This is a genomic window from Massilia sp. ST3, assembly GCF_018119405.1.
In the GTDB taxonomy this organism is placed as follows: domain Bacteria; phylum Pseudomonadota; class Gammaproteobacteria; order Burkholderiales; family Burkholderiaceae_D; genus Telluria.
Map to the genome: position 1 here is coordinate 12,225 of NZ_JAGPWC010000061.1, position 18,736 is coordinate 30,960.

Sequence of the window (18,736 nt, forward strand, 5' to 3'; positions counted from 1 at the left end):
CGTGAATCCCCGTGCCGTGAGCCCCCTGCTGTCCATCGCCCGCTTCGAAGCGGGACAGCGCCTGCGCCTGTTGTCCACCTGGGTGTATTTCTTCGGTTTCCTGGCCCTGGCCATGCTGTGGATGGCGGCCGCCGGCGGCGTGTTCCGCGACGCCGTGGTGTCCTTCGGCGGCCGGGTCATGATCAACGCCCCGCGCCAGATCGCCCTCACGGCGGCCCTGCTCGGCTGCTTCGGGGTGGTGGTGACGGCGGCCGTGATGGGCCGCTCGGTGCAGCAGGACTTCGAGCACCAGATGCACCACTTCTTCTTCAGCGCGCCGATCCGCAAATACCATTACGTCTTCGGCCGCTTCCTGGGCGCCTTCGCGGTGCTGGCGGTGATCTTCTCGAGCATCGTGCTGGGTACCTGGCTCGGCACCTTCATCCCGGGCGTGGCGCCCGACCGCCTGGGGCCGACGAGCCTGGCGGCCTTCGTCCGGCCCTACCTGTTTACCCTGCTGCCCAACATCTTCATCTTCGGCGCCATCTTCTTCGTGCTGGCGGCCCTGACCCGGCGCATGCTGCCGGTCTACGTGGTCAGCGTGGTCATGATGATCGGCTACGTGATCGCGCCCTCGCTGGCGCGCGACCTCGACTACAAGACCCTGGCGGCCCTGATCGATCCCTTCGGCACCACCTCCCTGATCCGCCTGACCGAATACTGGCCGATCGCCGAGCGCAACACGCGCGCGGTGGAGCTGGAAGGCGTCTACCTGGTCAACCGCCTGGTCTGGGCCGGCCTCGGCGCGGTGGTGCTGCTGCTCGGCTACTGGCGCCTGCACCTGATCGGCGACGTGGATGCGCGCGGCCGCGGGCGCGGCCCGGCCGAGACGCCGGTGGAACTGGCCCACAGCGCGATCGACACGCGCGAAGCACCCGATTTCGCCGGCCGCAGCCTGGCCCTGCTGCTGGTGAAGACCACCTGGACCAACCTGCGCGAATCGGTCAAGAACGTCTATTTCGCCGCGCTTGCGGTGGCCGGCGTGCTGGCCCTGGTCGCCAGCTCGCTCGACCTGGGCGCGATCTACGGTACCTCGACCTATCCGGTGACCTACATGGTGCTGGACATGATCCGCGACGTGTTCGAGCTGTTCGTGCTGGTGGTCACCGTCTTCTATGCGGGCGAACTGGTGTGGCGCGACCGCGACCAGCGCATCGCCCAGATGCTCGACGCCCTGCCGGTGCCGAGCTGGCTGCCGCTGGCCGCCAAGACCCTGGCCCTGGTCGGCCTGCAGGCCTTCCTGCTCCTGATCGCGATGCTGACCGGGATGCTGATCCAGCTGTTCAAGGGCTATTTCGGGCTGGAGCCGGGCCTTTACCTGCGCACCCTGTTCACCGTGATGCTGCCGGAATACGTGTTGATCGCGGTGCTGGCGATCGCGGTGCAGGTGATCGTCAACCACAAGTACCTGGCCTACTTCGTCCTGATCGGCTACTACCTGCTGGTCATCACCCTGGGCATCCTCGGCGTCGACCATCCGCTGGTCCTGTACGGCATCAGCCCGGAAGCCCGCTATTCGGCGATGAACGGCTTCGGCCACTACCTGCTGCGCGAGCACCTGTTCCAGCTCTACTGGGCCGGCGCCGCCGTGATGCTGCTGGTGGCGGCGCGCGTGCTGTGGCCGCGCGGCGTCGACACCGGCCTGCGCGAGCGCCTGCGCCTGGCGCGCCGCAACCTGTCGCCGCTGGTGCTGGGCGGCTTTGGCGCCGGCTTCGCGCTGTTCGCCGGGATGGGCATCCTGCTGTGCTACGAGATGGCGGCCGGCGACTACCAGACCCCATGGCAGCTCGAAGCCACGCGCGCCCGCTACGAGCAGCGCTACCACCGCTTCAAGGCCCTGCCCCAGCCGCGCATCGCCGACGTCAACCTCGAAGTGGCGATCCGTCCCGAACAGCGCGCCTTGAGCATCAAGGGTTTTTATCAGCTAGAGAACCGCACCGGCGCGCCGCTGGCCGACATCATCCTCTACCAGCAGCGCGGCGCGGCGCTGGCGGCCAAGTTCTCGCAGCCGGCCACGCTGGCGCGCGCCGACGCCGAGCATGGCTTCTACCACTACCGCCTGGCCACCCCGCTGGCGCCGGGCGCGCGCGTGGCGCTCGAATTCCGGGTCGACTACGTGCCCGGCGGCCTGCTGGGCGTGATGCAGGACACCCCGGTGGTCGGCAACGGGACCTTCTTCACCAATGCCGTGCTGCCGCGCATCGGCTACCAGCCCTCGGTCGAACTGGAGGACGAGCGCGAGCGCAGCCGGCACGGCCTGTCGCCGCGCGAACGCATGGCCGCGCGCGACGATGCCGCCGCGCGCGCCAACAACATGCTCGGCAACGACGCCGGCTGGATCAACTTCGACGCCGTGGTCAGCACCAGCCCGGACCAGATCGCGATCGCTCCCGGCACCCTGGAACAGGAGTGGATGGACAAGGGCCGGCGCTACTTCCACTACCGCATGGACAAGCCGATCCTCAACATGGTCGCCTTCCAGTCGGCGCGCTACGAGGTGCGCCACGACCGCTGGCGCGACGTGACCATCGACGTGTTCTACCATCCGGGCCACGAGTACAACGTCGATCGCATGATCAAGGGCGCGCAGGCAGGCCTGGACTACGGCGTGCGGCGCTTCAGCCCCTACCAGTTCCGCGAGCTGCGCATCGTCGAGTTCCCGCGCTACGCCAGCTATGCCCAGGCCTTCCCGGGCACCATCCCGTTCTCGGAGAGCGCCGGCTTCATCGCCAAGGTGGACACCGCCTCGCCCAAGGACATCGACTATCCGTTCTACGTCGCCGCCCACGAGACCGCGCACCAGTGGTGGGGCCACCAGCTGGTGGGCGCCGAGACGCGCGGCGCGACCGTGCTGTCGGAGAGCCTGTCCGAATACACCGCCCTGATGGTGATGAAGCGCGCGGTCGGTCCGCACAAGATGCGCCGCTTCCTGCGCTACAACCTGGACGCCTACCTGATGGGCCGCGCCATGGAGCGCCGCAAGGAGCTGCCGCTGGCGCATAACGAGAACCAGGACTACGTCCATTACCGCAAGGGCAGCCTGGCGCTCTACCTGCTGCAGGACCTGCTGGGCGAGGACACCGTCAACGGCGTGCTGCGCCAGCTGCTGGCGCAGCACGCCTACCGCGGCGCGCCCTACCCGACCGCGAGCGCCCTGGTCGACGGCCTGCGCGCGGTCACCCCAAGGGACAAGGCCTACCTGATCGACGACCTGTTCGAGACCATCACCCTGTACGAGAACCGCGCCGACAGCGCCACGGTGCGTCAGCGCCCGGACGGCAAGTACGAGGTGACGATCCGCGCCCACGCCGGCAAGGTGCGCGCGGGCGAACTGGGCGACGAGAAGCCGGCGCAGCTGCGCGACTACATCGAATTCGGCGTCGACGACCGCAACGGCAACCCGCTGGTGCGCGAGCGGCGCCTGGTCGACAAGGCCGACCAGGCCGTCACCCTGGTGGTGGACGTGCGTCCGGGACGCGCGGGCATCGATCCGGACAACAAGCTGATTGACAGAAAACCAACAGACAATATGCTTCCTGTCGACAACCTTTGATTCTCCAGCTATCATCGTCTTACTAACCTCCGGAAGGAAGATCATGTCGAACGTGGTTGCCGAGATCGCAGAAAAGATCCAGACGCTGAGCGCGTCGGAAAAGCACGAGCTGCTGCGCCTGTTGGTGCAGGATATCGATGGTATCGACGAGGACGCGGACGAGGCGTGGCGCAACGAGGTGGTGCGCCGGGTGAAGGCGATCCGCAACGGCGAGGCGGCCATCCGCGCGCTGCAGGAGTGGCAGGAATAAGATCCCCGGCTGGCGGGGAATAAAAAACCGCGGCTTGACCGCGGTTTTTGCATGGGGGGCTCGCAGGTGCGGGCCTTTTTCTTTTGTACGGGGTGTGCATGCAAACTTGGGTCCCCGCCTGCGCGGGGATGACGTTCTAGAGCTAGCGCTTAGATTAAGCTCTTCTGGATGCTCTCAGTAGCACGTCATCCCCGCGAAGGCGGGGACCCAAGTTTCTCAACGCACCACCAGCGTCATTCAAGCCGCCTTCGCCACACTCCGCTTCTTCCCCGGCAGCGCCTTGCGCACCACCGGCGCCGCCAGCGCTTCCTGCCCGCGCGCCAGCTTGAAGGTCCCCACCAGCTGAGAAAGTCCGCCGGCCTGCTCGCGCATCGCTTCCGCCGCCGCGGCCGCCTGCTCCACCAGCGCCGCGTTCTGCTGCGTCACCTGGTCCATCTGCACGATCGCCTGGTTCACCTGCTCGATGCCCGAGCGCTGCTCGTCGCTCGCCGCCGAGATCTCGCCGATGATGTCCGACACCCGGCGCACGCTGGCCACCACCTCGTCCATGGTGCGGCCAGCCTGGTCCACCAGGCGCGAGCCCGCTTCCACGCGCGAGACCGAGTCGCCGATCAGTTCCTTGATTTCCTTGGCCGCGTTGGCCGAGCGCTGCGCCAGGTTGCGCACCTCGCCCGCCACCACCGCGAAGCCGCGGCCCTGCTCGCCCGCGCGCGCCGCTTCCACCGCGGCGTTCAGCGCCAGGATATTGGTCTGGAAGGCGATGCTGTCGATGACGCCGATGATGTCCACGATCTTGCGCGCCGACTCGTTGATCGAGCCCATGGTGTCCACCACTTCCGACACCACCGCGCCGCCGCGGGTCGCGGTCTCGGCGGCGCTGGCCGCCAGCTGGTTGGCCTGGCGCGCGTTGTCGGCGTTCTGCTTGACGGTCGAGGTCAGCTCCTCCATCGAGGATGCGGTCTCTTCCAGCGAGCCGGCCTGCTGCTCGGTGCGCGCGGACAGGTCCTGGTTGCCGGCCGAGATTTCGCTCGATGCGGTCTCGATGCGCTCGGTGCCGCCGCGCACCTGGGCAACGATCGCCACTAGGGAGGCATTCATGTCCTTCAGGGCCCCCATCAGCTCGCCCGTCTCGTCCTTCGAACGCACCCGCACCTCGGCGGTCAGGTCGCCCTCGGCCACCTGCTTGGCCAGGTTCACCGCGCGGCGCAGCGGAATGCTGATCGAGCGCATCAGCTGGTAGGCCATGAAGGCCGCCATCAGCACCGCCAGGATGCCGCCGCCGATCAGGATCCGGCCCATGCTCTTCTGCAGCCCGGCCGCCTGCGCGCGGCGCTCTTCCATCAGCGCGGTCTCGGCCTTGCCGATGTCGCCGAGCACGCCGCGCATGGCGTCCATGCCGGCCTTGCCCTTGCCCTGCTGGACGAAGCGCACCACCTCGCTGACGTTGTCGTCGACGGTCGCGCGGCGCAGCGCGATCACCGGGTCGATGGCCTGGGCCAGCCAGTCCGCCTGGTGCTGCGCCAGGCGCTTGAGGCGCTCCTGCTGGGCGGGATTGTCGGCGGTCAGCTGCAGCGCCTTGTCGAGGTGCTGGCGGAAGGATTGCTTGCCGTTCTGGTAGGGCTGGAGCGAGGCGTCGTCACCGGTCAGGGCATAGCCGCGCTGGCCGGTTTCGATATTGACCAGCGCTTCGAGCACGCCGTCGACTTCGGCCTGCACCTCGTAGGTGTGCATGTTCAGCTCGTTGGCCGTGCCGAGACGGGCGAAATTGGCGTACGAGACGGCCACGACGAGGACGGTCAGGCCGGCCAGGGCGCCGAAACCCAGGTAGATCCGGGTGGCGATTTTGAGATCGGATAGCTTCATGTGCAGTTTTGGAACTGTTCGTGTAGTTGGGAGGATGGCTCGTCTCCGTGAGCCCCTGTACCTTCAGCCATGACGCCGGGTACCAGATGATTATTACTTGAACATTGGTTACAGGGAAGAAAAATATTGAACTGGCAATGAAGTGTTGTAGTGGCAACGCATGGGAACTTAGGTTCCGGCCTTCGCCGGAACCCAATTCCCATGCATAGTGAATGCACGAAAAAAAACGCGAGCCAAAGCTCGCGTTTTTCGATAGCGGCAAACTACCCCGATTATTTCTTCGTTGCCGCCTTCTTCGCCGGCGCCTTCTTGGCCGGCGCTTTCTTGGCAGCCGTCTTGGCCGGCGCCTTCGCCGCCGCCTTGCGTGCAGGCTTCACGGCCTCCGCCGCGCCTTCCGCACCCTCGGCGCCCTCGGCAGCCGCCTTGCCCTTGGCGCCCGGCTTGGCCTTGCGCTCCTCGAACTCGAAGCTGATCTTGCCGTCCTTGGCGCGCACCAGGAAAGCCTTGAACGCGCGGCGGGTGCGCTGCGACACGAAGCCCGGCAGCAGATCGGTCTTGCCCTCGTTCAGCAGCTTGCCCATCTGCTCAGGCAGGATCTCCTGCTGCAGGATGATGCGGCCGCTGCGGAAGTCGCAGGTCTTGGGCTTGGCCACGCTGTGTTCGCACACATAGGCCAGGGGCATCTCGTACACGCCGCCCTGGCACTTCGGGCAAGGGCCGACCGGGGTCTGGCCGCTGAAGTCCACGCCTTCGCCGTCCTCGCCTTCGTCCTGGTCCTGGCCGAAGTCGAACTCCAGCTTGAAGTTCTTGATGTCCTCGTCGCGCACGATGCGCAGGATGGCCGCGAACGGACGGCCCATCTTGGAGCGGAAGCCCTGCAGCGGACCGATGGTGCGGTTCTTCAGGAGTTCCTCGACTTCCTCGATCTCGAACTGGCGGCTGCCCGGCGTCTTCGACATCGAGAAGTCGCACTTGGTGCAGGCGAAGCGGCGGTAGTTTTCCTTGACCACGCCGGCGCAGTTCGGGCACGGCGTCTGCAGGGTCGCGTACTCGCCCGGGATCGTGTCGTTGTCGTATTCCTTGGCGCGCTTGACGATGATCTGGGTCATCTGCGCGATCTCGCGCATGAATTCCTCGCGCGAGATCTTGCCCTTCTCCATCTGGGCGAGCTTGTATTCCCACTCTCCGGTGAGCTCGGGCGCGGTGAGTTCGTTCACGCCCAGGCCGCGCAGCAAGGTCATCAGCTGCGAAGCCTTCGCGGTCGGCATCAGCTCACGGCCTTCGCGAATCAGGTATTTCTCGGTCAGCAGGCCCTCGATGATCGCCGCGCGCGTGGCCGGCGTGCCCAGGCCCTTGCCGGCCATGGCGTCGCGCAGCTCGTCCGAGTCGACCAGCTTGCCCGCGCCTTCCATTGCCGACAGCAGGGTCGCTTCGGTGTAGCGCGCGGGCGGCTTGGTGACCAGTCCGTTGGCGCTCAGCTTGTCGGCCAGCACCTTCTCTCCCTTGGCCACCGGCACCAGGGTGGCGCCGTCCTTGTCGTCGCCGGTGGTGTCCTTGCCGTACACGGCCAGCCAGCCGGGGTTGGTCATTACCTTGCCCTCGGTCTTGAACTGGTGGCCCGAGACTTCGGTGAAGCGGGTGGTGACCAGGAACTCGGCGGCCGGGAAGAACACGGCCAGGAAACGGCGCGTGACCAGGTCGTAGAGCTTCTGTTCCGGCTCGCTCAGGTTCTTCGGGATGACGCCGGTCGGGATGATCGCGAAGTGGTCCGAGATCTTGGTGTTGTCGAAGATGCGCTTGTTCGGCTTGACCCAGCCGTTCTTTAGCACCTGCTTCGAGAACTGCTGGTAGTTGTTGGTCTCGTTCAGCGCTTCCATCGTGCTCTTGACCGTGCCGACGTAATCTTCCGGCAGGTGGCGCGAATCGGTACGCGGGTAGGTCAGGACCTTGTGCTTCTCGTACAGCGCCTGGGCCAGGCCCAGGGTGTTCTTGGCCGAGAAGCCGAAGCGGCCGTTGGCCTCGCGCTGCAGCGAGGTCAGGTCGAACAGGGCCGGCGCCATCGAGGTGGTCGGCTTCGATTCCTCGGTGACCACGCCCTGCTTGCCGCGGCAGGCGGCGACGATGGAGTCGGCCGCGGCCTTGCTCCACAGGCGTTCGGCGCGCTTCTCGGGGTCGTTCTCGTCCTTCTTGAAGGCCTGGTCGAGCCAGCGGCCTTCGTAGACGCCGGCGGCGCACACGAACTCGGCCCGCACTTCCCAGTAGTCGCGCGGCACGAACTTCTTGATCTTCTCTTCGCGCTCGACCACGATCGACAGGGTCGGCGTCTGCACGCGGCCCACGGTGGTCAGGTAGAAGCCGCCCTCCTTCGAGTTGAAGGCGGTCATGGCGCGGGTGCCGTTGATGCCGATCAGCCAGTCGGCTTCGGAACGGCAGCGCGCGGCATCGGCCAGCGGCAGCATCTCGTCGTCGCTGCGCAGGTGGGCGAAGCCCTCGCGGATCGCATTGGCCGTCATCGACTGCAGCCACAGGCGCTTGACCGGCTGCTTGGCCTTCGCATTCTGGGCGATCAGGCGGAAGATCAGTTCTCCTTCGCGTCCCGCGTCGCATGCGTTGATCAGGGTGGTGACATCCTTGCGCTTGATCAGCTTGTTGAGCACCTTGAGACGCGACTCGGTCTTGGCGATCGGGTTCAGCGCGAAGTACGGAGGAATCACGGGCAGGTGCTGGAAGCTCCACTTGCCGCGCTTGACGTCGTATTCTTCGGGCACCGTGATCTCGAGCAGGTGGCCGACGGCGGACGAGAGAATGTATTCGTCGGATTCGAAGTACTCATCGTGCTTGGTGAAGCCGCCCAGTGTCTTCGCGATGTCGTTCGCGACCGAGGGCTTCTCCGCGATGATGAGGGATTTGGTCATAGTGTTTCTCGTCGTACTATTTATATAGTGTGTGGCTGGGCTTGCGCATCATACATGCTTCACGCCCGACGGCAGCGTTTTGCCGTAGTGTCTGAATGGTAACAGTCTGTTTTGAGCGGCCAATGATAAGCGGGTTCTCGCCGTCCCCGCAAGTACGCCTTGAAGCGGAGCAGGCGCGAAAACGCCGCGGCGGCTGCCCGAAGAAACGGCGGCGCCAATGAAAAACGGGGCGCTGGGCCCCGTTTTGGTGTGGTGTGCGGTTTGCGCTGTATCAGTGCAGCAGGCGCGGCGCCTGCTCGTCGTCGTCGCCGAACAAGTCGTCGAACATGAGGGCGTCGGGCTCCTTGCCCTGGCTCCACATGACCATCAGCACGATGATCTTGAGCTTGCCCAGGGTGACGGGCGATTCGTCGACCGCGAGCGCGCGCTCGATGACGATTTCACGCTGCACGGGAGTCAGCACGCCGGCGCTTTCCAGGAACTGGATGAAGCCGATCGCGGGGCTGCCCAGCTCGATGTATTCCTCGTCCACGTAGTAACGGGTGCCGGTGGAAGCATCGATCTGCTCGGTGACCGCCATCTCGGTCAGGCCGGTCAGCCAGTCGAGCGCCTCCGAGATTTCGATGTCGTCGAAACCGACGGCGGACAGCTTGCGAGCCAGGGCCGCCGGCTCGGGGCAGGCGTCGGGACGATAGTACGTCTCGTAGAGGTAGACCAGGATGTCGAACATAGTGACGCTACTGTAGCAGCTAAGCTCCTCGCGGCACAAGTGTCGCGCGCGGAGCAGGACCCACGTCAAAAAAAACGTTGTTTCGCGGCCTTATCCGATCAATCAGCTTACTCGATTCCCAATGAAAACAAGAGCATACATTTCGCAAACACCCTCTGGCAAAGGATAGATCTTTGCAACTCATCGGTATGTTTCGGGCATCGTCAACACCGCATTCTCGCACCTCGGGTGGGCGGGAAATCCGCCCACCCGCCGGTGCGAGAATGCCTCAGCGATACACCCGCTGCACGCGCCCGCCCGGCAGCTGCTCGACCAGCCCCGCCAGCTCGAGCGCCAGCAGGCGCCCGCCCAGCATGCCCGCATCGCAGCCCACCCGCTCGAGCAAGGCATCGATGCAAACGGGATCATGTCCCAGCGCGGACAGCACGATGTCGTCCACGGCCTCGGGTTCGGCGGCGGCAGCCGGCATCGCCAGCGGCGACACGCGTAGCGCCGCCAGCACCTCGTTCACCGTCTCGACCAGCTGCGCGCCTTCGCGGATCAGCTGGTGGCAGCCCTTGGCCAGGGCCGAGTGGATCGAGCCGGGAATGGCGAACACTTCCCTGCCCTGCTCGGCCGCCAGCTGGGCCGTGATCAGCGAACCGGACTCGGCCGCCGCCTCCACCACCAGCACGCCAGCCGCCAGGCCGCTGATGATGCGGTTGCGGCGCGGGAAGTTGGCGGCCACGGGCGGCGTGTCCAGCGCATACTCGCTGACGATGCAGCCGTCCTGCGCGATGCGGTGCGCCAGCGCGCGGTTGCGAGCCGGATAGACGCGGTCGATGCCGGTGCCGATCACGGCGATGGTCGAGCCGGCTCCAGCCAGCGCGCCTTCGTGCGCGGCCGTGTCCACACCCAGCGCCATGCCGGACACGACGGTCAAGCCGGCTTCGGACAGCGCCCGCGCAAAGCCTTCGGCATGGGCCTTGCCCTGCATGCTGGCGTTGCGGCTGCCGACCACGGCCACCAGCGGACGCGCCAGCAGGTCGATGCGCCCTTTTATATAGAGCAGCAACGGCGGGTCGGGAATCGCCGCCAGCAAGGCCGGGTAGGCAGGATCGTGGAGAGTGAGGATGTGGTGAGAGGGCTGCCGCAGCCAGGCCCGGGTTGTATCGAGCAGCTGGGCCAGCTCGGGCGATGGCGGTGCGCACAGGGCGCGCACCTGGGCGGGTGTGGCGAACTCGGCCAGCGCGCGCGCGCCGGCCTGGAAGATGGCTGCCGGAGAACCGAGTTGCTCCAGCAATTGCCTGGCAGTGCGGCTTCCTACCCCGCCGGCCTGTTCCAGGCGTATCCAGTCGGCGATGGCGGCGAAGCTGGCGGCGGTGTCGGGGTCCGTGTCCTGCACGGCGGTGTTACTCCGGTGATTTGGCCACGTCGCCGACTTGCACCGGCTCCGTCACTTGCATGATCAAGCCGTACGAGACGTTCTTGAACACACGGAAGATGAACAGGCTGCCGTATTGCTCGTCGGGCAGCTTGATCTGCGACTTGCCGACTCCGAAGAAACCCTTGCTTGCCGGGTCCGGCACCGTCTTCCCGAGATGATAAAGCTGCAGTACGGAGCCGACATCGAGTCCGTCAAGCGAACCCCGGTTGACAGTCACGACCTGGCTCTGTCCCGCATAGCTCACGCCGGCGTAGATCGACATGACGCGCGCATCCACGGCTTGCGCGGGCGCATGCGGCATGTAGTTGCGCACCGGGGCCGGCGGCGCCGGCACCAGGAGGTCGCCCACGCCCATTTCCTGGACCGTGTCGGTGACGCGGAAGGTGTGGGCGTCGACGCCCGGCCTGGCTTCGCTGACCAGGGTCACCGTGCCGAGATAAGCGGCTTCATGGGCCATGGCCTTCCCGGTCTGCGGATCCTTCAGCACGGTGCCCGGACGGAACACCTGGAAGCTGCTGCCGCCATGCAGCGCGCCCTTCACGTAGACCTTGTCGCCCTGGCCCAGGTAGACACGGCCTTCCTGGGACGCGACGATGCGCGGCGCATTGGCGAGCTCGCTGGCCTCGACCACGAGCGGCTGGGTCAGGTAGGGTTCGATGGCGCCGGCCGGAATCGCCTGGATCGCGTCGCGCTCGAGCGATTCGGTGCGCAGCTGGGGCGACAGGCGGGTGACGGGAGGCTCGCCGCGTCCGTCGCCGCCGGGCGGGCTCAGGGACAGGCGGCCGCGCGTGCGGTCGAAATAGATGACCTGGCCCGGGTAGATCCAGTGCGGATTGCGGATTTCCTCGCGGTTCATGCCCCATACCTGGGGCCAGCACCAGGGGTTCTGCAGGAAGTGGCCGGAAATATCCCACAAGGTATCGCCCTTGACCACGACGTGCTGGTCGGGCGCGTTCGGGCGGAAGGTGCAGCCGGCCGGCGCCGTGGACGAGGCCAGGGCCGCGCCGGCCGTGGCACATGCGACGAGCGCCGCCGCAGCAGCGCGGGTCACGACTGTGCTAAAATTTTTCATCGAAGACGTCCGTAAAATGGAGCGTTGAGACCACCGCCGGCTGTCCGGGTTGACCCCGCCCAGTCACGGCACGAGAAACAGGACAGATGCGTCCGTTCCCGGTTTCCTCAAAAGGTTGCCGTAGTGAATCAAATTCTGCACACAAATCCCTGAACTAGCAAGACAAACCGCGTCCTGCCAGGCGCTTCGTGTGTTGCGTTTCTGCCTGTGCCGGCATACCGAGTCCACTTTATTACCTGATTGATATGGCCTTACTGAAGATCCTCCGCTACCCCGACCCACGCCTGCACAAGGTGGCCAAGCCGGTGACCGAATTCGGCACCGAGCGCCTGCGCAAGCTGGTCGCCGACATGGCCGAGACCATGTATGACGCACCTGGCGTCGGTCTGGCGGCGACCCAGGTCGACGTGCACGAGCGCGTGGTCACCATCGACGTCACCGAAGACCAGAGCCAGCTGCTGGTCTTCGTCAACCCGGAAATCGTCTGGGCTAGCGAAGAGAAGCAGGTGTACGACGAAGGCTGCCTGTCGGTGCCGGGCATCTATGACGGCGTCGAGCGCCCCGCCCGCGTCAAGGTGCGCGCCTTCGACGCCGACGGCAAGGAGTTCGAGATCGAGGCCGACGGCCTGCTGGCCGTGTGCATCCAGCACGAGATGGACCACCTGATGGGCAAGGTGTTCGTGGAATACCTGTCGCCGCTCAAGCGCAACCGCATCAAGGCCAAGCTGCAGAAGGAAGAACGCGGCATGGAACGCGACGCCGCGCAGCGCGCCGGCGGCCGCCGTTGATGAAGCTCGTCTTCGCCGGCACGCCCGAGTTCGCCGCCGTCGCCCTGCGTGCCCTGCACGAGGCCGGCTTCGAGATCCCCCTGGTGCTGACCCAGCCCGACCGTCCGGCCGGACGCGGCATGCAGCTGCAGGCCTCCAGCGTCAAGCAGTACGCGCTCGCGCACGGCATGGAAGTGCTGCAGCCGCTGTCGCTGCGCATGGATAGCAAGGATCCGCAGCGCGCCGAGGAAGCGCGCGCCGCCCACGCGCGCCTGCAGGCGCTCGACTACGACGTGATGGTGGTGGCCGCCTATGGCCTGATCCTGCCGCGCAGCACCCTCGACATCAAGCCCTGCATCAACATCCACGGTTCCCTGCTGCCGCGCTGGCGCGGCGCCGCGCCGATCCACCGCGCGATCGAGGCGGGCGACGCCGAGACCGGCGTGACCATCATGCAGATGGAAGAAGGCCTGGACACGGGCCCGATGATGCTGATCGAGCGCGTGGCCATCGAGGACACCGACAGCACCGGCAGCCTGCACGACAAGCTGGCCGCGCTGGGCGGCCGCATGATCGTGGACGCGCTGCGCCAGATGGAGGCGGGCCGGCTGGAAGCGGTGCCGCAGCCGGAGGAAGGCGTGACCTACGCCGCCAAGATCAGCAAGGACGAAGCGAAGCTCGATTTCGCCCTGCCGGCCGCGGTGCTGGCGCGCAAGGTGCGCGCCTTCAATCCCTTCCCGGGCGCGCAGGGACTGGTGGACGGCGTGACGGTCAAGATCTGGCAAGCCGAGCCGGTCGCCGGCCAGGGCGAACCGGGCCAGGTGCTGGCGGCCGATGCGCAAGGCATCGTCGTGGCCTGCGGCGAAGGCGCGCTGCGCCTGAACGAGCTGCAAAAACCCGGCGGCAAGCGGCTGGCGGCGGCGGAGTTCCTGAAGGGTTTTCCGCTGGCGGGACTGCGGTTCGGCTGAGCGGACTTGCAAATGACAAAGGCAGCCTTGCGGCTGCCTTTTTTTATGCTGCAAAGCTCGCTGTAGGGTGGACGGCTTTGCCGTCCACGCGTTCAACCAGCAGCAGAGTGGCCGCGCCATTTTTAGTTGAACGCGTGGACGTTTGTGATTCAATCCACTGGCTTGAATCACCCCGTCCACCCTACATGACGCTTATCCGTCAACTCATCAGAATCGTAGGGTTGGCGGCTCCGCCGCCAACGCGTCCGGTCCGCGTCCGCCGGCCCGTGTGGAGGATTACGGGCGCCAACATCACGCGTCGGCGGCGAAGCCGGCTGCGCGCCCCGGCCAACCCTACGATCCGCGGCTGTTTACTCCTGCGAAGCGCGGGCGCGCTGCGCCTCCATGTGCTCGCGCAGCACCTGGTTGATGCGGGTCTGGTAACCCGGGCCGGCTTCCTTGAACCATTCCAGCATGTCCACATCCAGGCGGATGGTGACGATCTGCTTCACGCCGCTGGCAGCTTGTGGCTTGGACGATACCGCCGGCTCCTGGTGGCGGAGCGGCTGATCCCAATCAGGTTCGTATTCTTTGTTCATGCGATTTTCCCAGTTAACACGTACGCCGCTCGTGGCGGCGGAAACTGATTGTCGTCCCGGTATGTATCGTAAAGATTGCTGATGAGCCGGTTTTTGTAACGTCTTGTAACAGTTCGCGATTTACATACAAAACGATACATACACGGATTCATTGCCGGGGCGCCACAAAACCGTCTCGCACGCATGACGTATAATGACAGACCGCCCAGCAGTATCCGATTTGTCAAGCCGTATTCGCAAAGAGACTCCCGCCATGAACGCCCAATCGCCCGCCATTTCCCCGATCGACAAGCAACTGCGCGAGATTTTGTCGCGCCGCATCATGATCCTGGACGGCGCGATGGGCACCATCATCCAGCAGTACAAGCTGGACGAAGCCGCCTACCGCGGCGCACGGTTCGCCGACTTCGCCGCCCCGGCCGGCAGCGGCCAGCGCGAGCTCTTCGTCAAGGGCAACAACGAGCTACTCACCCTCACCCAGCCGCAGGTGATCCAGGAGATCCACGAGCGCTACCTGGCGGCGGGCGCCGACCTGGTCGAGACCAACACCTTCGGCGCCACCGGCGTGGCGCAGGAGGATTACCACATGGCCCACCTGGCCTACGAGATGAACGTCGAGGCCGCCAAGCTGGCACGCGCCGCCTGCGCCAAGTACAGCACGCCGGACAAGCCGCGCTTCGTGGCCGGCGCCCTGGGCCCGACCCCGAAGACCGCCTCGATCTCGCCCGACGTGAACGACCCGGCCGCGCGCAACATCAGCTTCGACCAGCTGGTCGCCAGCTACCACGAGCAGGTGCGCGGCCTGGTCGACGGCGGCGCCGACCTGCTGCTGGTCGAGACCATCTTCGACACCCTGAATTGCAAGGCCGCCCTGTTCGCGATCGACCAGTATTTCGACGAGCACCCGGAAACCCCACGCCTGCCGCTGATGATCTCGGGCACCGTCACCGACGCCTCGGGCCGCATCCTCTCGGGCCAGACCGTGGCCGCCTTCTGGAACTCGGTGCGCCACGCCAAGCCGCTGACCATCGGCCTGAACTGCGCCCTGGGCGCGGCCCTGATGCGGCCGTATGCCGAGGAATTGGCGCAGATCGCCGACACCTTCGTGTGCATCTATCCGAACGCCGGCCTGCCCAACCCGATGAGCGACACCGGCTTCGACGAACTGCCCGCCGATACTTCGGCCCTGCTGCGCGAGTTCGCCGACGCCGGCTTCGTCAACATCGCGGGCGGCTGCTGCGGCACCACCCCCGAGCACATCGCGGCGATTGCGCAAATGCTTGAAGGCCATCCCCCGCGCCAGGTGCCGCAGATCCCGGTGGCCATGCGCCTGTCGGGCCTGGAGCCCTTCACCATCGACGAGAGCTCGCTCTTCGTCAACGTGGGCGAGCGCACCAACGTCACCGGCTCCAAGGCCTTCGCCCGCATGATCCTGAACGAGCAGTTCGACGAGGCGCTGTCGGTCGCGCGCCAGCAGGTCGAGAACGGCGCCCAGGTCATCGACATCAACATGGACGAGGCGATGCTCGATTCGCAGGCGGCCATGACCCGCTTCCTGAACCTGATCGCCTCCGAACCCGACATCTCGCGCGTGCCGGTGATGATCGACTCCTCGAAGTGGTCGGTGATCGAGGCGGGCCTGAAGTGCGTGCAGGGCAAGGCCATCGTCAACTCGATCTCGATGAAGGAAGGCGAGGAGGAATTCATCCGCCAGGCGGTTCTTTGCCGCCGCTACGGCGCCGCCGTCATCGTGATGGCCTTCGACGAGCAGGGCCAGGCCGACACCTTCGCGCGCAAGACCGAGATCTGCGGCCGCGCCTACCAGGTGCTGGTCGAGAAGGTCGGCTTCCCGCCGGAAGACATCATCTTCGACCCGAACATCTTCGCGATCGCCACCGGCATCGAGGAGCACAACAACTACGCGGTCGACTTCATCGAAGCCACCGCCTGGATCCGCGCCAACCTGCCGCACGCCAAGGTGTCGGGGGGGGTGTCGAACGTCTCGTTCAGCTTCCGCGGCAACGACCCGGCGCGCGAGGCGATCCACACCGTCTTCCTCTACCATGCGATCAAGGCCGGGCTCACCATGGGCATCGTCAACGCCGGCATGGTCGGCGTCTACGACGACCTGTCGCCCGAGCTGCGCGAGCGCGTCGAGGACGTGGTCCTGAACCGCCGCCCGGACGCCACCGAGCGCATGATCGAATTCGCCGGCACCCTGAAGGCGGGCGGCGCCAAGCAGGAACAAAACCTCGAGTGGCGCAATGCCCCGGTCGAGAAACGCCTGGCGCACGCGCTGGTGCACGGCATCACGCAGTGGATCGTCGAGGACACCGAAGAGATGCGCCAGCAGGTCCTGGCCGCCAAGGGCCGCCCGATCCACGTGATCGAAGGCCCGCTGATGGACGGCATGAACATCGTCGGCGACCTGTTCGGCCAGGGCAAGATGTTCCTGCCCCAGGTGGTCAAGTCGGCGCGCGTGATGAAGCAGGCGGTGGCCCACCTGGTGCCCTTCATCGAGGAAGAAAAGGCCGAGGAAGAGCGCCGCACCGGCATTGTCGCCAAGCCGAAGGGCAAGATGGTGATCGCCACCGTCAAGGGCGACGTCCACGACATCGGCAAGAACATCGTCTCGGTGGTCCTGCAGTGCAATAACTTCGAGATCGTGAACATGGGCGTCATGGTCCCGGCCTCCGACATCCTGGCCAAGGCCAAGGAAGAGAACGCCGACATCGTCGGCCTGTCGGGCCTGATCACGCCTTCGCTCGAAGAGATGGCCCACGTGGCGCGCGAGATGCAGCGCGACCCCTGGTTCCGCGAACGCAAGACCCCGCTCCTGATCGGCGGCGCCACCACCAGCCGCGCCCACACCGCGGTCAAGATCGCGCCCCACTACGAGGGCCCGGTGGTCTATGTGCCGGACGCTTCGCGCTCGGTCTCGGTCGGCCAGGCCCTGGTCACCGAGGACACGCGCGACGCCTACGTGATCGAACTGGCCCAGGACTACGAGCGCATCCGCGTCCAGCACGCCGGCAAGAAGGCCATGCCGCTGCTGTCGATCGAACAGGCGCGCGCCAACCGGGCGCGCCTGGCCTTCCAGCCCGTCAAGCCGAAGTTCATCGGACGGCGCGTGTTCAAGAACGTCGACCTGGGCTTGATCGCCCGCTACATCGACTGGGGTCCCTTCTTCCAGACCTGGGACCTGGCCGGCCCCTTCCCCGCCATCCTGACGGACGAGGTGGTGGGCGAAGCCGCCTCCAAGGTGTACGAAGAAGGCCAGGCGATGCTGAAGAAGATCATCGAAGGTCGCTGGCTGACCGCCAACGGGGCGATCGCCCTGCTGCCGGCCAACAGCGTCAACCACGACGACATCGAGATCTACACGGACGAGTCGCGCAGCGAAGTCGCCTTCACCTACTACGGCCTGCGCCAGCAGGGCGTCAAGCCCGTGGTGGACGGCGTGCAGCGTCCCAACCAGTGCCTGGCCGACTTCATCGCGCCGAAGGAATCCGGCGTGGCGGACTACATCGGCATGTTCGCCGTGACCGCCGGCCTGGGCATCGAGAAGCACGAGCAGCGCTTCGAGGCGGCGCACGACGATTATTCGTCGATCATGCTCAAGGCCCTGGCCGACCGCCTGGCCGAGGCCTTCGCCGAATACCTGCACCAGCGCGTGCGCACCGACCTGTGGGGCTATGCGGCCGGCGAGGACCTCGGCAACGAGGCCCTGATCGCCGAGGAATACCGCGGCATCCGTCCGGCGCCGGGCTACCCGGCCTGCCCGGAGCACACGGTCAAGGCGGATGTGTTTGCTACCTTGCAGGCGGACGAGATCGGCATGCAGCTGACCGAGTCCTTCGCCATGTATCCGGGCGCGGCTGTGTCCGGCTTCTACTTCGCCCATCCGGAGTCGAAGTACTTCGTGGTCGGCAAGATCGGCGACGACCAGGTCGAGGACATGGCGCGCCGCCGCGGCATGGACAAGGCCGAGCTCGAACGCCACCTGGCGCCGAACCTCTAAGCGCTTTCCCGCCTGTGAACGCCGCGAACTTCGCGGCGTTTTTCTTTTCTAAGCCTGTGTGTATCCGTCATTGTCCAGGACAGCAAGGAGAGCGACATGACATTGCATTATTCCGCGAAGCGCTGGCAGGATCAGGTGATCCTCCTGATCGGCGTCTGGCTGGTCATCTCACCGTGGGTGTTCAACTACCCCATTTCTTCCCCGCCGGCGGTCAACGCCACCATCGCGGGCATCATCATGGCCGTGCTGGCGGCCTTCGACCTGTACAAGACCTATGTGTGGGCGGTGCTGCTGAATGTCGTGGCCGGCATCTGGGTGACGGTGTCGCCCTGGCTGGTCGGCGCCATTCCCGACCGCGCGATGACGGCCAGCCTGCTGGTCTCGGGCATGGCGACGGTGGTGCTGGGGGTGTGGGAGCTGCGCAGCGATCCGGAGCTGCACAGCCAGTGGACGAATTCCGGGGCGACCGGGTAGGACAGCTGGCTAATTACCCGTAGGGGGGGGGGGGGGGGGGGGCGCCCCCCCGCCGCCCCCCCCCCCCCCCCCAAAAAAAC

Annotated in this window: 12 protein-coding genes; 6 read left to right on the forward strand and 6 right to left on the reverse strand. The window is 66.1% G+C overall.

The window, feature by feature from the left end; all coding sequences use genetic code 11:
* Nucleotide 1 precedes the first annotated feature (1 nt).
* Together KBW98_RS18280 and KBW98_RS18285 are read left to right on the forward strand one after the other, a co-directional pair.
* Nucleotides 2-3,592 (forward strand): M1 family aminopeptidase, encoded by a 3,591-nt coding sequence (locus tag KBW98_RS18280; protein ID WP_373888967.1) that lies wholly within the window; start codon nucleotides 2-4, stop codon nucleotides 3,590-3,592.
* Nucleotides 3,593-3,635: 43 nt separating this feature from the next.
* Nucleotides 3,636-3,842, forward strand: a complete 207-nt coding sequence (locus KBW98_RS18285; protein ID WP_211521593.1) for an addiction module protein — start codon at nucleotides 3,636-3,638, stop codon at nucleotides 3,840-3,842.
* Between the two features lie 237 nt (nucleotides 3,843-4,079).
* On the opposite strand, the gene KBW98_RS18290 is transcribed toward KBW98_RS18285, so the two are convergent.
* The 5 genes from KBW98_RS18290 to KBW98_RS18310 form a co-directional block, all read right to left on the reverse strand.
* Nucleotides 4,080-5,705: a methyl-accepting chemotaxis protein gene (locus tag KBW98_RS18290; RefSeq protein WP_211521594.1), complete on the reverse strand. Its 1,626-nt coding sequence runs from the start codon at nucleotides 5,703-5,705 to the stop codon at nucleotides 4,080-4,082.
* Between the two features lie 272 nt (nucleotides 5,706-5,977).
* Nucleotides 5,978-8,620, reverse strand: a complete 2,643-nt coding sequence (locus KBW98_RS18295; RefSeq protein WP_211521595.1) for a DNA topoisomerase III — start codon at nucleotides 8,618-8,620, stop codon at nucleotides 5,978-5,980.
* Between the two features lie 271 nt (nucleotides 8,621-8,891).
* Nucleotides 8,892-9,350, reverse strand: coding sequence for a DUF494 family protein (locus KBW98_RS18300; RefSeq protein ID WP_211521596.1), 459 nt, complete (start codon nucleotides 9,348-9,350; stop codon nucleotides 8,892-8,894).
* 268 nt (nucleotides 9,351-9,618) lie between these two features.
* Complete coding sequence (dprA, locus tag KBW98_RS18305) at nucleotides 9,619-10,734, reverse strand: DNA-processing protein DprA (RefSeq protein ID WP_211521597.1); 1,116 nt, start codon at nucleotides 10,732-10,734, stop codon at nucleotides 9,619-9,621.
* Between the two features lie 7 nt (nucleotides 10,735-10,741).
* Nucleotides 10,742-11,848: a LysM peptidoglycan-binding domain-containing protein gene (locus KBW98_RS18310; protein WP_211521598.1), complete on the reverse strand. Its 1,107-nt coding sequence runs from the start codon at nucleotides 11,846-11,848 to the stop codon at nucleotides 10,742-10,744.
* Nucleotides 11,849-12,093: 245 nt separating this feature from the next.
* Between KBW98_RS18310 and def the strand changes: the two genes are divergently transcribed.
* Both def and fmt read left to right on the forward strand, forming a co-directional pair.
* Nucleotides 12,094-12,636: a peptide deformylase gene (def, locus tag KBW98_RS18315; RefSeq protein ID WP_211521599.1), complete on the forward strand. Its 543-nt coding sequence runs from the start codon at nucleotides 12,094-12,096 to the stop codon at nucleotides 12,634-12,636.
* Nucleotides 12,636-13,583: a methionyl-tRNA formyltransferase gene (fmt, locus tag KBW98_RS18320; protein WP_211521600.1), complete on the forward strand. Its 948-nt coding sequence runs from the start codon at nucleotides 12,636-12,638 to the stop codon at nucleotides 13,581-13,583. Before def ends, fmt begins: the two co-directional genes overlap by 1 nt.
* Before the next feature lie 350 nt (nucleotides 13,584-13,933).
* Here the strand turns inward: fmt and KBW98_RS18325 are convergent, their stop codons facing one another.
* Nucleotides 13,934-14,161, reverse strand: a complete 228-nt coding sequence (locus KBW98_RS18325) for a BrnA antitoxin family protein (RefSeq protein ID WP_211521601.1) — start codon at nucleotides 14,159-14,161, stop codon at nucleotides 13,934-13,936.
* 253 nt (nucleotides 14,162-14,414) lie between these two features.
* On the opposite strand from KBW98_RS18325, the gene metH reads away from it, so the two are divergent.
* Both metH and KBW98_RS18335 read left to right on the forward strand, forming a co-directional pair.
* Nucleotides 14,415-18,182 carry a methionine synthase gene (gene metH, locus KBW98_RS18330; protein ID WP_211521602.1) on the forward strand — a complete coding sequence of 1,256 codons (3,768 nt, stop codon included), beginning with the start codon at nucleotides 14,415-14,417 and terminating at the stop codon, nucleotides 18,180-18,182.
* Between the two features lie 96 nt (nucleotides 18,183-18,278).
* A complete protein-coding gene (locus tag KBW98_RS18335) occupies nucleotides 18,279-18,656 on the forward strand; it encodes an SPW repeat protein (RefSeq protein ID WP_211521603.1) in 378 nt (125 codons plus the stop codon).
* Nucleotides 18,657-18,736 lie beyond the last annotated feature (80 nt).

Coding starts and splice junctions, on each gene's coding strand:
- KBW98_RS18310 (WP_211521598.1), bottom strand. CDS start 11,848: ATGAAAAATTTTAGCACAGTCGTGACCCGCGCTGCTGCGGCGGCGCTC.
- KBW98_RS18335 (WP_211521603.1), top strand. CDS start 18,279: ATGACATTGCATTATTCCGCGAAGCGCTGGCAGGATCAGGTGATCCTC.
- KBW98_RS18290 (WP_211521594.1), bottom strand. CDS start 5,705: ATGAAGCTATCCGATCTCAAAATCGCCACCCGGATCTACCTGGGTTTC.
- KBW98_RS18285 (WP_211521593.1), top strand. CDS start 3,636: ATGTCGAACGTGGTTGCCGAGATCGCAGAAAAGATCCAGACGCTGAGC.
- def (WP_211521599.1), top strand. CDS start 12,094: ATGGCCTTACTGAAGATCCTCCGCTACCCCGACCCACGCCTGCACAAG.
- KBW98_RS18300 (WP_211521596.1), bottom strand. CDS start 9,350: ATGTTCGACATCCTGGTCTACCTCTACGAGACGTACTATCGTCCCGAC.
- fmt (WP_211521600.1), top strand. CDS start 12,636: ATGAAGCTCGTCTTCGCCGGCACGCCCGAGTTCGCCGCCGTCGCCCTG.
- KBW98_RS18295 (WP_211521595.1), bottom strand. CDS start 8,620: ATGACCAAATCCCTCATCATCGCGGAGAAGCCCTCGGTCGCGAACGAC.
- metH (WP_211521602.1), top strand. CDS start 14,415: ATGAACGCCCAATCGCCCGCCATTTCCCCGATCGACAAGCAACTGCGC.
- KBW98_RS18325 (WP_211521601.1), bottom strand. CDS start 14,161: ATGAACAAAGAATACGAACCTGATTGGGATCAGCCGCTCCGCCACCAG.